Genomic DNA, 14,218 nt, shown 5'->3' on the forward strand with positions numbered 1-14,218 from the left:
TGTGAACTGGTTATCTTATTGCTTCGAGATAACCAGTTCGCTGTTTCCACCGGAGGTATCAATTTTCAACTTTGCCCAACCACCAAGGGGAATAGTGAGAATGGGAGTTGTATGACCAAAATCAACATTGGCAGGAACTGGCACGCCCTGAGGATCGCACGCCTCAACAGTATGGCAAATGAATACATTATGCCTCCTTGTCTATAGCGGCATGTCCTCTATTACAGTTTATTCACAGCTTCAGTAGAATGCCGCCCCTTTCACCGGCCTGAGCTATAAACAGTAATTTTTGACTGAAACCTAACCACCTTCAGGCATTTCTCTATCATGAACTTAAAGGCGTAAAAACAGACCTTCTGTTTCTACATCGCATTCACTACTGGAAAATCCTCTCTATGTTCGATCTTTTGGCAAATAAACAGCCAAATCTGAAAGCTGAGTTACTGTCTGGACTCACCGTAGCCCTGGCCTTGGTACCCGAAGCCGTCGCCTTTGCTTTTATTGCCGGAGTTGAACCACTGGTTGGCCTCTATGCCGCCTTTATTGTATGCCTGTCAACAGCCATTCTGGGCGGCCGCCCCGGTATGATTTCCGGTGCTACCGGTGCCCTGGCTGTGGTTATGGTCAGCCTGGTTGCCGAACATGGTGTTCAGTATCTGTTTGCTGCAGTTGTCCTGATGGGTGTTCTGCAGATTCTGGCGGGAATCTTCAAACTGGGTAAATTTATCCGGATTGTGCCTCACCCGGTGATGCTGGGCTTTGTAAACGGCCTGGCTATTGTGATTTTCCTGGCTCAGATGCCCCAGTTCCAGACAAGCACCGGCTGGCTGGAAGGTATGCCTATGTTCCTGATGCTGGGTCTGGTTGCCTTAACCATGGGGATTATTTTCTTCCTGCCCAAACTGACCAAGACTATTCCATCATCCCTGGCAGCCATTGCTGTTGTGTCTGCGATTGTTATTGGTTTTGGGCTCGATACCCGGACGGTGGGTGACCTGGCATCCATTGGTGGTGATCTGCCATCTCTGGCGATTCCATCCGTACCATTTACCATGGAAACACTGGTCATTATCTTCCCTTACTCCCTGGTAATGGCAGCCGTTGGCCTGATTGAATCCCTGCTGACACTGACCCTGATTGACGAACTGACAGAAACCCGAGGCAAGAGTAACCGCGAGTGTGTTGGCCAGGGTATTGCCAACGTTGTTACCGGCTTCTTCGGTGGTATGGGTGGCTGTGCCATGATCGGTCAGAGCATGATTAACGTAAACTCCGGCGGGCGTGGCCGACTGTCCGGCATCGTGGCTGCTGCTTTCCTGCTGATGTTTATCCTGTTTGCCAGCTCCCTGATCGAGATGATTCCAATCGCAGCTCTGGTTGGCGTGATGTTTATGGTGGTGATTGGTACTTTTGAATGGTCCAGCTTCCGTATCGTGCGTCGTATTCCGCTTTCTGATGCGCTGGTTATCGTGGTGGTATCTGCTGTGACTGTGGCGACCGATCTGGCTATCGCTGTAGTGGTGGGTGTTATTCTGTCAGCCCTGGTTTTTGCCTGGAAACAGTCTCACTTTATCAGTGTTGTTACCAAAATCGATCAGAACGGCTTCAAGATTTACGAACTGCACGGTCCGCTCTACTTCAGTTCTGTATCCAACTTCCGGGATCTGTTTACTCCCAATGAGGACCCCAAGCACGTTGTGGTCGAGTTCCGTTACTCCCGTGTCTGTGATCACTCTGGTATCGAAGCTATTGATGCCCTGGCAGAACGTTATGAAAGCCGCGGCAAAACCCTGCATCTGCGTCATCTGAGTCATGACTGTATTAACATGCTGCATAAAGCACAAAAGCTGGCCGAGATTGATAACCAGGAAGACCCGACTTACCGCGTAGTAAGTTAGTTATCTTCATACTCTATCCATGAAAAAGCCCCGAACAGGGGCTTTTTCATTAGCAGTCTCAACTCTCCAGCCAGATATCCCTGGCCCAGTGCCAAATGGTTGGCCACTCATCTTCAGTCAGCCCTTCATCACGATCCCAGAACCGCACCACGCCATCCTGTTCAATACAGTAGTACCCATCCGGGGCTTCACAGATGGTAATCAGCTCTCTTGGCATACCGATATCCCAGGCAATGGAGGTCATCTCTGGAAGATAGGTATGGGAATTCTCATCAGTGACAGTGGCCGGCTCCAGAGAACCACAGACAACATCGCTGACTTCTTTCAGAAAAATCTTGTACTCATCAGGCAGGTGGATAAGAATCTGCTCCTGCACCAACACCAGGTCATCATCTTCCGGCAGTTCAAGCGGCGTGGGAATATCTTCGCTTCGCTCCCGCAACAGCTCGATTACGTCTTCCATTTTCTTTATCCGAGTTAGGCAAATGAGTTAACGGTTCATTGTACAATACATAAACCAACCGGACTCAGAAAAAACAGACGGGAATGTAATTCCAGTGACCAGCCAGACACACCTTAAATATATCCAGGGCTATCCCGAGCAGATCACCTCACAGGTAAAGCAGTTGATTGATAGTGATCGTCTCGGCAGCTGGCTGTTAAAGCGTTACCCGACTCCACACCAGATCAGAACTGCGAAAGACCTTTATGAGTACACCTTCGGGCTGAAAAACAGGTTTATGAGAAAGTCACCACCTCTGAGCAAGGTGGTCTATGACGATAAGGTCAAACTGAGCAGTGCTCTGGGACTGCATGCCTTTGTCTCAAGAGTTCAGGGAGGTAAGCTGAAATCCAAAAATGAGATTCGCATTGCATCTGTGTTTAAACAGGCACCAGAAGAGTTTCTGCGCATGATCATTGTGCATGAACTGGCACACTTCAAAGAAAAGGAGCATAACAAAGCCTTTTATCAGCTCTGCCAGCATATGGAGCCGGACTACCATCAACTGGAACTGGATACACGTCTGTATCTAACTTATCTGGAGTTATCCGGCCCATTGTATTAGGGCCTGTTGATTATTCTCTGCAGGCATTGACGACATCACGGTAAGACAGCTTGCCACCAAAAATATCAAGCGCGCTTCCCACAGTGATATGTACCCGGTTCTTTCCTGCAGAACGAACTGCTTCAATATCTTCCAGGGAAGCAATCCCCCCAGCGTAAGTGACTGGTACAGGCGTATGCCCACCCAAAAGTTCAACCAGTTTCAGATCAGGTCCAGCCTGCAGCCCCTCAACAGAAGCCGCGTGCACCAACAGTTCACCACAATACTGCCCAAGGTTCTGGAGGGTTTCGGGGGAAATAATAGTTTCCGTAAACTTCTGCCAGCGGTCCGTTACGATAAAGTACTGGCCATCGCGCTCTTTGCAGGATAGATCCAGTACCAGCCTTTCCGGGCCGGTTACATCAACCAGTTTTTTCAGGTTTTGAAAATTGATTTCGCCATCACTGAAAACATAAGACGTTACGATAACGTGCGATGCTCCCATGGCCAGATAATGCTCTGCATTCTCAGCATTCACACCCCCACCAATCTGCAGACCTCCCGGCCATGCCTGAAGAGCCTGTTCTGCTGCCCGTTCATTGCCCGGCCCGAGCTTGATAACATGCCCACCACGAAGGTTATCTTTCCGGTATGTCTCGACAAACCAGGCTGGGGACTGATCGCTTTCAAAGTTTACCTGTGCTGAATTATCAGTATCCGTCAGGCTGCTGCCAACGATTTGCTTAACCTTGCCGTTATGAAGATCAATACAGGGACGAAACTGCATATTTTATACTCGGTATCTCATATCAGATTATTTCCGTCTTGACGTTCAGAGCAGAAGCCGCCACAGCGCCACCTCAAGGCTTCGAAGAATCCAGCCCCCTTCGGACTCGTACGGGAAAGAACATATGTTTATTTTGTACTAACTCCTGACAGAGAGCCTCTTCTGTTCCAGAACGACAGGCAATAACTATACGAGTACTATCATTAAGGCTTTCTTTAATCAACCGATTTCGCTCAGATGAATCTGTGATTATTACGGTGTCATTCCGTACTCTGCTTTGATGGACACGGGCCAGAATGTCTTTGCTACCCAGAGGAATAAGCATATATGGCTGAAACTCTTCCTCTCCCTCATCATGTTTCAGAGTACCTCCCTGCCAAAGCACTTTAGCAACAGATTTCATTCTCTTGTTTTTTGCTATATGCGTAAGATCTTGATGCGGCAATAAAACCCATTCAAAAGTATCAGCTAAACCACTTTTGCCAAGGTTGGAATATATTCCAGTCTCCCCAACATGTATTTTTTCAGCTTCCTTACCAATAACTTGAACCAGTACAGATTTCCATGACGTGACAGGCTTATGACTATCCAACCTGTAAGTACCAGTAATTTTCAACAGTGCTTTAAGCCGGTTATCAATGTCTTTTGCAACCGCTGCAACGGCCTTAGCCTCTTCTCTCTGCTCAACAAGTTTGATCAACCATTGCAGAATCATTTTATAGTGTTCAAGCCCTTCATGAGCAGGTTGCTGTACCTGTAAAATTTCTACAGCTCTTCTATAGAGTTCTTTAGCTGTAACAAGAATTTCCTGCGGTACAGATAAATATTCCCATACACAATTCAAGGCACGCCAAAAGAACCTGTCCCTATCTATATGGTCGGGGACATCAACCATTACTCGCTCCTGAGCAGGCATGCTGTCAAGAATTTTTCGATATTCATGAGACTTTAAATTACCACCGATAGTAAATAGAATCTTTAACTTGTCTATGTCAATAGTGTTGATTCTTCTTTGAAAAGCAAATATTTTTTTTATTACAGAATCAAGATTATAAAGCATGTGTTGCCATGGTCGAATAGCCAGATCAGCTCGTTCAATCAACACATAGGCTTTACGAAAATCGCCCTCATCGAGCATTTTTTCGCATTCAAGGTAGGCATTATCTGCCGTTTCATAATCTCCCTGGGTAGAAAAAGATCGCGCCTCAGCCATTTTTTCCATCCATAGCAGATTTGAATCTTTCATTACTATTTTAACAACAGTAGAGTCACGGCTCTCGAGAGTTTCGTCACAAGAAACTTCAAAATTCATTGTTTTATCAGTTTTGGCAAGTACTTTTTCATGGCTGCTATCATGAAACAATTCCTCAATATATCTTTCACGCTTCAATTGTTTTTCTTCTTCCTGTAAACCTCGAACAGAAAAATCAACAGCCTGTCTATCATGAATTAATATAATTGCCTTGCTGATCTGACCACAAACATAAACGCACATCCCACCAGACAAATCAAAAAAATAATCACCAATACCACAACTATTCTGAAACATAGCAATATGTGAATCTATACAGGAACTGAACGAGACAGATCCATCAACTATATTTCTGCATATAGTCAATAAATAAGCTGACAATTTTATAATAGTATTCTTCGTTTTTTCTTTTAATTCTTCATCCTGCAAAAAATGATAATTTATCTCGTTAGAATCATCAAATAATTCACCCCTAGAAAATCCAACACCTCCAACTGCTTTCTGACGAAAACTTGTAAAAGAGAGTGCTTTCAAGGCAGATTCATACACCTTTGTAGATCTTATATAAAATCCAAACCATAGAATTTTGTTAAGAATAATTCCAGTTTTACGGACAGCCTCATTTTGCTCCTTCTTATTTGACCCGGCCTTCCCCAGGTTTTCCTCAAGCCTTTTGAAAACATCATTTACAAACCTAAGCCCAAATCTTTCGAGAGATTTCATTTCATCTTCTGAGAAACTGTTATTTACCATAATATTCATCAAAGGGATGTTGTCACCAAATAAAATAAGCGTCTCTAACAAAATACAGGTACGATCAAAAGTTAACTGCCTATGTCTATATAAAATTATATTTCCATCAAGAAGACATGTTGATTCTTTTTCCAGCAAATACTCCATGTCATAGTTTGCCATCAAAACCTTTAAGGTCAACTTGAAAACATCAACCCTAGTTACACTTTTTAATCTCTCCAGAATCTTGTCATCATACAAAAATGAAGACAGATCAAAAAAAATTGTATTAATACTCATACAGTAATTAATAAGATTGGTTATATTTCTTACCACAGCCTCATTTTTTTCTTTACAAACCAGCCAAACGTCCTTTTTCTTTTTCACATCACAGTCTTTCCTTTTACTCATCAATCCTTGTTTAAAAGAAAAAAGAGACTCAAAAAGATAATGATAATAAGTATCAACACTTAATGACAAATCAAAAAAATCTTTTTCTAATTTTTCTATAGAACTATCCTTAACCTGAGACCAACTTTCTTCCGCCTCCATCAACTTTTTCACAATTGAATATTTTGTTTTAATCTCTTTGCTTTTTTCAGCTGCAGATTTCGATATTGCCTCAATTCCTTCTCTCTGATAACGCCTCTGGGCCATTCGTTTCCTGATACTGCCAGATATTCCCAACCAGGGCTCTCTATCGTAAAGAGACTCCTCATGCCCCGGCCTCACAGACATACATGCCAGATCTTTAACAACAGCAAATGTATGCATTGTATCGGGGCCCGCTTGCCGATAAGCAAACAGCATTGGTTTTTCCGGTGTCTCATTTCGACACGTCTCAACATTCTGAAAATATTTAACCTGTTCTCCAACAAGCAAACCAGATATGTTCTCTAACAGCTCAAGAGCTTTTCCGCTTATGGCGGGCTCCAATACCAGATTGATCTTTCTCGTTTCAAAAGGAACTTTAAAAGCAACCAACCAAAGAACTTTTTTTTTCTGACTTACAAATACTTTATCAATTTTCAGATTTGAATTAATTTCAGATATACTCACCAATCGTGGTTCTTCTTTAAAAAGCAATTGCCCCCAAATTTGTTTATCATCAGTATCCATATGGCTTAAATCAGGAAAAAGAAAAATGTATTCCGCTTTAGTGGAGTCTCGTTCATTGAGAAAACGTGCTTCATAATCTGGCAGATAAGGGGTGCTGGCAGAAACCTCCTCATCTTCAGGCCAGAGCATTCCGAACGATGCCATTTCATAATCAAACTCTTTGATGCCATCATCCGTATGGAAGATCAAGCCAATACCAACCTGACCGCTATCAGGCATTATGGTAGAAGCATCTAACAATTCTGGGGGAGTTACGTTCAGTTTAGAAAAGCGCTTTTGCAAGTCTTCAATTTCTTTTTGAGTCAAAGGCTTTTGAGCAGATTCCTTACTGTCACTATCTGCCTTTTCTAAAGCACTGTGTTTTTCTTCATTAACTGTACTGTTTTGTCCAAGTCTGAACATTCCCCAAGATAAAGATACTGATTGACTTAAAACCATAAATTCTATCAGTAAGCAACAAATCGCCATTCTGGCTTTCACGGGTACCTCTGCAAAACCTCAGCTGCCAGAAGAGATTGAGATTAGTTCATTTTTAATAACTTATAAAAAGGCTTTCACAAACAGGCTGTCTGCCCCGGACAATCACACTAAACTTAGCGGTTTCTCTTACCCTATCAACCCTCATACGATTAACTCTATAAAATTATGCAGGAACAGTTTTGTCTTTTCCAAGCATCAGATTGATATCGAGCATAACTGTCATCAGAGAGAGCGTATCCGACAACCTCTTCCAGCTCTTCTTTAGAATAAATATATTTTTCATCTGCTCTGTCAAAAAATGGATCAATTCCTCCCAGCAATGATGAAAGCAATAAAAAACTGCTCGTCACAGGAAATGACACCCCCTGCATTTTAAATATCTCTTCCTTTTCACTCTCTGGGTCATCAACCACATGAACATTTTTTTCTTTATCCAGCATATTCATCCAGCTGATGTTATTCTCCTCGTTCGTGCAGGGTAGAAAGCACAGAGGATAACGTTCGGCATCACGCGAGCTTACTATATGCTGAAGAGCATCTGGCTCACAATCAGTTGGTTGTCCATCTGATGCGATATATAGAAACGTTCTGTCATCACAGGAATATCCAGTTTCAAAAACGGCATCAAAAGCCGCTTTCAGCGGTGTTCCTCCAGAGAAAAAATCTACCGGTTGGTAATTTGCTGAGACGCTATCAAGGTGGGTACGCAATTCCCTATAAATTTCTTGTGCCGGCCTTCTGTCAAAATTAACAACCAATGGAAATCTAAGGCGTTCAAAATCTCTGACAATCACCTTTTTGATTGGAAAATATGAGATAAACCTGAAAATAATATCCAGCCTTGTCTTTAATTCATCCATCCTCGACATCGAATATTTGCCATCTGGCGACCTCATACCATCCATAGTATTCATGCTTAAGCTGGTATCTATCACAAAATCGAGTGTAGCTCCCTTCAAAGCTTCCATCCGATAGGCCATCCATTCTCCTCCTCCCTGACTTTTAAGCAAATCACAGACTGCCAGAAAATTTCCATCGTCGTTGCCTAATAGTTTACGTAAGCGTTTGACTGGCTCCGACTCCAGATACATAACTCCAGGCGGCCATTCCTGTTCTCTACGGACTTGATCCTCAATCTTTTCCAACCCCAACCGGTTATCAGCTCCTCCTGATTGTGGTAAAGAACGGGGCCTCAGCATTCCTTTAGTATTATCTCCGAGCATGGCAAAAACTGGGGGCAAAACGAGTACCAATGCAATGATCATCCCCATTGCCAACGCATTAAAGCCTCTCCATAACTTACACGTAACATACATAATCACGACTCTTACAGTTATCTAAAGATCTTTGATTACGAACCCGTTCTTTCCCGGTACTTAAAGCCATTCATATAACCAGATATTCCAGAGTAGATATGCCTCTTTCCTCTGTAAACCTGACATCAGGCCTCTTATACTCAGAAACCTTGAACGAAGGAAGGTAGACTATTTTGATTACTATTTTTGGTATACAAAACTGCGACACTATGAAAAAAGCGCGCAGGTGGCTGGATAATAACAATCTTGAATACGCTTTTCATGACTACAGGAAAGACGGTGTAGACAGAGGCTGGCTGAAGGCCCGTATTGATGAGCTGGGTTGGGAGTGGCTTGTCAACCGCCGGGGAACCACATGGCGAAAACTCTCAGAAGACGTGCGCAACACCATGGACGCAGCATCCGCAATAGAGATCCTGCTTGAGCAACCTGGCATGATCAAGCGTCCTCTGCTTGATACAGGTGATCACTACCTGCTGGGCTTCTCTGAAACAGTCTGGGAAAAAGAACTAAAATGATGATTCCCTGCTTCAGGCGACGACACAGCAAACCATGCCTGCATTCGTCTCAGTAATCTCTATATAATGACGATCAGGTATAGAAATTAAAAAACAAGGATATTGTCTTCTCTTATGAGCAAAGAATTCTTCAGCATGGCAGCCGGTATCGGCACCAAAAATGGTAATGGTGAATGGCTGGAAGTCTTTTACCCTTCCCCCCTGTTCCAACCATCTGCCGATCTGGTGGAATCCGTTGCGTCAATCGTAGGCTATAAAGGCGGTAACACAGTTATCACCCTCGATGGTGCCACCTGCCACGCGCTGGAAGAGTTGTGCATGCAGCATACCATGCTGGATCACGCCCTTATTTTCAGCGCCTTTGAAACCAGTGGTCGCCCCTGTGTTCTGAGCATTCTGGAAACTGATGAAGCCCCCCAGAGCACACCGGAGGCTTACCTCAAGCTGCACCTGATCTCCCACCGTCATGTAAGACCCCATGGCACCAACCTGGATGGTATCTTCCCACTGCTGCCTAACGTAGCCTGGACCAATGAAGGTGCCATTGACCTGAATGAACTGCCTGCACGCCAGCTTGCAGCCCGCGCCCGCGGCCAGCTGCTGGATGTTCAGTCTGTCGATAAATTCCCGCGTATGACCAACTATGTTGTGCCTAAAGGCGTTCGTATTGCCCATACCGCCCGGGTTCGTCTGGGTGCCTATATTGGTGAGGGCACAACCGTTATGCATGAAGGTTTTGTTAACTTCAATGCCGGCACCGAAGGTAAGAGCATGATCGAAGGCCGTGTTTCTGCTGGTATCTGGGTTGGTGAAGGCTCTGACCTCGGCGGTGGCTGCAGCACAATGGGTACACTGTCCGGCGGCAATGATATTGTGGTATCCATCGGCAGAAACTGTCTGATTGGCGCAGAGGCGGGTATCAATATTCCTCTGGGTGATTGCTGCACAGTTGCAGCCGGCCTCTATTTGACGGCAGGCGCAAAGGTGACGGTTCTGGATAAAGACAAGAATCCGGTTGAAGTGGTGAAAGCTATTGAGCTGGCAGGTAAATCCGATCTGCTGTTCTGGCGTAACTCCCAGACTGGAGCTATTGAGTGTCTCGCTAACAAGAGTGCTGTTAAGCTGAATGAAGAGCTGCACGCCCACAATTAATAACTGCAGTTAACTTATTTCTACTATTTCGTTTTCTGTTGTTATCCAGGCCCTGTTCGGGTCTGGATAATTCCTTTCCATAAACTACCTTTCACCCATCCCATAAGAAGTACACAAGTACAACTTACGTTATTCTTTTGAAAAATAACCGTCGGACGTGGAACTTAACAAAAAGAAACGAGTCCCTGTTTGCAGATTTTCGACAAAGATAAGAGTGCTTTCCCTATGGGTTCACCAATTCCTTTCTGCAGACTGTTTCGCCTGTTGATACCTGCCACTCTCATTCTTTTCACAGCCATTACTTCAGCTGCAGAAGAGCCTGCTGATCAAGAGATTTCGCAACCACAGCCATCCACTATTCAGAACTCCAGTGATGTAACTCCCTCCCGGAAGCCCATTATTCGTTACGGAAAACTGGGAAGCACACTTAACTTAGACAGACATACTATTTATCTGGAAGGGATAACAGCTGATGATACAGAACAGGCCATTAACAGTGTTCTTTGGGGAGGCATTGCATCTTCTGCACTGATAAACCTGGGATATATAGGTCTGCATTTATTTTCACAACCCTATATATTTTCCCCAACGCTGGCTCCACTTGTTGCATTCGCCGGTGCTGCCGGACAGTCTCTCTGGTATTACTATCGGCTGCTGAACTTTAAACAGGCTGCGACAGCAGGCTTTTCCTACTTCATACCTCTTTTGGTATCCCAGTCACCTCACGTACGCCTGTACAGTATGTTTCCAGGAGTCAGAGCAGAGGATATCCCATACCTTCCCAGAGCCTGGTCATACCTGTTCTCATTAGGTCTTTTGCCTTTCGAAATCCTGCTTAACGCCATGGAAAGCTATGTAGAGGATAAAATTGCAGGGGATGTTCAGTTACAGCTTAAGGGAGAAGTATCGCAATATTTTATTATCCGGGCCCGCTTTCTCACCAATGGTGCCGGGTTTTATATTCTGGAACGCATGCCACAGACTCAGCCTGAAGAATACAGTACGGGATACCAGAAACTGGCCAGAGTTCTTGAGGAACAGAACTTAACCGTTATTACACTATTACCATACACCCATAAGGGGGCCAACAAACTCAAAGTGTTATGCTTTGATAAACAGACAGGCACTGTTGCCAAGATCAATTTGAGAGGAGATCTGGGGCAGGAGAACGCTCCCTGGCTGCTGACTTCAATAGCGCGCTCGTCACAATCAGATAATCTCGATCATTCCAGTGGTGTTCACAGTCTTCTGGCAAGAGATGTCATAGAAAATGTCGCTGATGCCATCAAGGCATTTACTGACAGGGACAAGGGTGATGAAGGCTATAACAGTGAGAACTTTGATGAGCGGGAACCGAAGCTGTATGAGTATAGTATCACCGGGACGGATATTGGTTTTCTCCCCCAAATCAGCAAAGCCCCATTGCGCCGACTGTATGGATCTAATTCCATAAATGAGATAAATGGGCAAATCACCTGGGATACCAGTGGTATGACAACACAAATGATATTTGACGATGGCATACCCAGTGAAGATGTCGTTCAGTGGCGTATCCCCGACTGGCTTGGTAATAGCATTCTGTCTGAGTTTATATACTGGAGCCAGGAGGCTGGCTATTACGCCACCAGCAGGATTTTCCGAACCGCTTCCAATATAACGGGCCTTACCGATTTTATGCACAACAACCGGAGGGAGTCAGCCCAGGCTCTGTACCAGACAGCTCATGACAGTCTTGGCATAAATGAACAGATCTTTACCCTTGGCATGCGGGCTTATACAGCTCCGTTCACCTCAATTCACGAAGATTATATCAACCAGAGCCCAATGTACCGGGAAGTCGATACAACTCCTCCCATGCCATATCCGACAGGAGTCGTTAATGAAGGCGCACACTGTTTCAGGTGCACTGATGAAATAGTCAATCCGGATCACCTCCGGCTGACATCCTGTTGTGGACGAAGAATCTGCCAGCCCTGCCTGTCAAACTGGGTATTCAATGATAACAGAAACAGGTTTGTGAACAGAGATCACTTACTATGGGAATTCTCTGTGACACGAAGCCAAACTATTCAATGGAACTGTTCTCACTGCTGGCAACCAGTGCAGGGGCGGGTAACTCGCTGGCGCACCGTTCCCAGCTCCAACTGAGCGACAAGTTTCATTATCAACGCTGCCCGAACCAAGGCAGCGTTGATAGGATTGATGAAAGCACTCCCCTTCGGTTTAGGGTGCAACCTTATACACATTACGGGAGTAGATGCGCCCTTCTGGTATACCGTAACTCACACCTCTCAAGTCTGGCTTGATCAGGTAGCTGTTACTGTTCCAGAAAACTGGGGCAATCGGCATATCATCCATCAGCTGCAGCTCTGCATTGGCGTAGATTTTGTTGCGACCCTGGATATCCTGAGTCAGCCGTGCCTGGCGCAGCATCTCGATATATTCCGGGTTATCGTAAAAGCTGCTGTTATTGGAGTGAGCCGGTGTATGCATATCCAGCATGGTCATGGCGTCATCATAGTCTCCACCCCAGAGGGCACGGGCTACCTGGTAACGGCCTTCCCGCTTGTTTTCCAGATAGGTTGACCACTCTATGGCCTGCAGTGTGATTTGGACAGGCAGAGCACTCTGCCACATCTCCTGGATAACAACCGCTACACGACGATTTTCTTCTGTACCGTTATACATATAAGTCAGCCCAAGAGGCTGACTGTCACTATATCCCGCTTCCTGCATCAACTGACGGGCCTGAGCCAGACGATCCTTTTGATCAAGTTTTTTGTAACCGGGTTCCGGAGCCTTGAAACCAGTCACAACGGCGGGAGTAAAAGTATACGCCGGAACCTGCCCCTGGCCCAGAAGATCGTTGGCGATACGCTCACGCTGAATGGCATATGACAGAGCCTTGCGCACCCGTACATCATCAAACGGCTTCAGACGGGTATTAAATGTGATGTAGTAAGTCGACAGGGAAGGCGTCGTTTTCAGCTGCTCAGGCATATCTTTTTTGATGCTTTGGACATGGCTGGGAGGAACACGTTCCAGCAGATCGATATCGCTGGCCTTGTAGCGGGCCAGAGCTGCAGTCTCAACAGGGATAGGCAGGAAAGTCACCTGCTCCAAAACAACAGATTTGTTGTCCCAGTAGCGCGGGTTACGCACCATAACGATACGTTCATTGATAACCCGCTTATCCAGAACAAAAGGCCCATTGACCACAATATTCTCGTCCGTCACCCAGTCACGGTCATGAAGATCAATCACATGGGCTGGCACAGGGTTCATGGAACGGTGGGTCAGCATATTTAAAAGGAAAGGTGTGGGTGCCGTCAGCTCAACAACCAGCGTATCCCGGGTCGGAGCAGAAATGCCCAGTGTGTCTGCAGGCTTTTTACCATGAATAATATCCGGGGCATTCTGCACACCCATAGCCTGCAGGTACCAGCCATAGGACGATGCAGTTTTGGGATCAGCAAGACGACGGAAACTGTAGACAAAATCTTCTGCTGTCAGTGCAACACCATCAGACCATCTCAGCTCAGGACGCAGCTTGAAGGTCCAGGTCTTCCCGTCTGGTGAAACGCTCCAGCTTTCGGCCTGGCCGGAAATAATATTGCCCTTGATATCCTGGGTTACCAGCCCTTCAAACATATCCCGGATAACATGACTCTCGGGCATACCCGTGGCAAGGTGCGGGTCGAGCGACTCGGGGTCACCTCGCAGCATACGGGTTAAAGTCTGGTCTTCAGACAGCTTCTCCCCCTTGATAACCGGCGCCGCATAAGACACCAGGGAAAGCTGCAGCGCACACGCCAGCGCTACGATTCTGGTAATTATATTCATACCGACTTCTTGTCTTGTATTGGTTAGCAGACAGGGACAATGTCACTTGGTAAGTAAAACAAGATATGTAACACC

General features: G+C 45.5%; 11 protein-coding genes. 5 read left to right on the top strand and 6 right to left on the bottom strand.

What is annotated here, in order from left to right:
• Positions 1-15: 15 nt before the first annotated feature.
• A complete protein-coding gene (locus tag M3P05_RS21290) occupies positions 16-180 on the bottom strand; it encodes a hypothetical protein (RefSeq protein WP_408635939.1) in 165 nt (54 codons plus the stop codon).
• Positions 181-395: 215 nt separating this feature from the next.
• Here M3P05_RS21290 and M3P05_RS16625 point away from each other — a divergent pair, with 215 nt between their 5' ends.
• Positions 396-1,898, top strand: a complete 1,503-nt coding sequence (locus tag M3P05_RS16625) for a SulP family inorganic anion transporter (protein ID WP_249701163.1) — start codon at positions 396-398, stop codon at positions 1,896-1,898.
• 58 nt (positions 1,899-1,956) lie between these two features.
• Here M3P05_RS16625 and M3P05_RS16630 read toward each other — a convergent pair whose 3' ends face one another.
• On the bottom strand, positions 1,957-2,361 hold the full coding sequence (locus tag M3P05_RS16630; RefSeq protein ID WP_249701165.1) for an SMI1/KNR4 family protein: 405 nt from the start codon (positions 2,359-2,361) through the stop codon (positions 1,957-1,959).
• A gap of 94 nt (positions 2,362-2,455) precedes the next feature.
• On the opposite strand from M3P05_RS16630, the gene M3P05_RS16635 reads away from it, so the two are divergent.
• Positions 2,456-2,965, top strand: coding sequence for a M48 metallopeptidase family protein (locus M3P05_RS16635; protein WP_249701167.1), 510 nt, complete (start codon positions 2,456-2,458; stop codon positions 2,963-2,965).
• Positions 2,966-2,975: 10 nt separating this feature from the next.
• Here M3P05_RS16635 and hisA read toward each other — a convergent pair whose 3' ends face one another.
• The 3 genes from hisA to M3P05_RS16650 form a co-directional block, all read right to left on the bottom strand.
• A complete protein-coding gene (gene hisA / locus M3P05_RS16640; RefSeq protein WP_249701169.1) occupies positions 2,976-3,731 on the bottom strand; it encodes a phosphoribosylformimino-5-aminoimidazole carboxamide ribotide isomerase in 756 nt (251 codons plus the stop codon).
• 73 nt (positions 3,732-3,804) lie between these two features.
• Complete coding sequence (locus M3P05_RS16645; protein WP_249701170.1) at positions 3,805-7,314, bottom strand: hypothetical protein; 3,510 nt, start codon at positions 7,312-7,314, stop codon at positions 3,805-3,807.
• A gap of 155 nt (positions 7,315-7,469) precedes the next feature.
• Positions 7,470-8,579, bottom strand: coding sequence for a vWA domain-containing protein (locus M3P05_RS16650; protein WP_249701171.1), 1,110 nt, complete (start codon positions 8,577-8,579; stop codon positions 7,470-7,472).
• Positions 8,580-8,803: 224 nt separating this feature from the next.
• On the opposite strand from M3P05_RS16650, the gene M3P05_RS16655 reads away from it, so the two are divergent.
• From M3P05_RS16655 to M3P05_RS16665, 3 genes are all read left to right on the top strand, one after another.
• On the top strand, positions 8,804-9,148 hold the full coding sequence (locus M3P05_RS16655) for an ArsC family reductase (RefSeq protein WP_249701172.1): 345 nt from the start codon (positions 8,804-8,806) through the stop codon (positions 9,146-9,148).
• Positions 9,149-9,262: 114 nt separating this feature from the next.
• A complete protein-coding gene (gene dapD, locus M3P05_RS16660; RefSeq protein ID WP_249701173.1) occupies positions 9,263-10,300 on the top strand; it encodes a 2,3,4,5-tetrahydropyridine-2,6-dicarboxylate N-succinyltransferase in 1,038 nt (345 codons plus the stop codon).
• Positions 10,301-10,525: 225 nt separating this feature from the next.
• Positions 10,526-12,448 carry a hypothetical protein gene (locus M3P05_RS16665; protein WP_249701174.1) on the top strand — a complete coding sequence of 641 codons (1,923 nt, stop codon included), beginning with the start codon at positions 10,526-10,528 and terminating at the stop codon, positions 12,446-12,448.
• Positions 12,449-12,523: 75 nt separating this feature from the next.
• Here the strand turns inward: M3P05_RS16665 and M3P05_RS16670 are convergent, their stop codons facing one another.
• Entirely contained in the window at positions 12,524-14,143 is a 1,620-nt protein-coding gene (locus M3P05_RS16670) for a peptide ABC transporter substrate-binding protein (protein ID WP_249701175.1), read from the bottom strand.
• Between the last annotated feature and the right edge of the window lie 75 nt (positions 14,144-14,218).

The organism is Parendozoicomonas callyspongiae, from assembly GCF_023502345.1.
Taxonomy (GTDB): domain Bacteria; phylum Pseudomonadota; class Gammaproteobacteria; order Pseudomonadales; family Endozoicomonadaceae; genus Sansalvadorimonas; species Sansalvadorimonas callyspongiae.

Bases quoted from the DNA above. Each gene is read 5' to 3' on its own strand.
- M3P05_RS16630 (WP_249701165.1), bottom strand. From the start codon at position 2,361: ATGGAAGACGTAATCGAGCTGTTGCGGGAGCGAAGCGAAGATATTCCC.
- M3P05_RS16625 (WP_249701163.1), top strand. From the start codon at position 396: ATGTTCGATCTTTTGGCAAATAAACAGCCAAATCTGAAAGCTGAGTTA.
- M3P05_RS16650 (WP_249701171.1), bottom strand. From the start codon at position 8,579: ATGATCATTGCATTGGTACTCGTTTTGCCCCCAGTTTTTGCCATGCTC.
- hisA (WP_249701169.1), bottom strand. From the start codon at position 3,731: ATGCAGTTTCGTCCCTGTATTGATCTTCATAACGGCAAGGTTAAGCAA.
- dapD (WP_249701173.1), top strand. From the start codon at position 9,263: ATGAGCAAAGAATTCTTCAGCATGGCAGCCGGTATCGGCACCAAAAAT.
- M3P05_RS16670 (WP_249701175.1), bottom strand. From the start codon at position 14,143: ATGAATATAATTACCAGAATCGTAGCGCTGGCGTGTGCGCTGCAGCTT.
- M3P05_RS16665 (WP_249701174.1), top strand. From the start codon at position 10,526: ATGGGTTCACCAATTCCTTTCTGCAGACTGTTTCGCCTGTTGATACCT.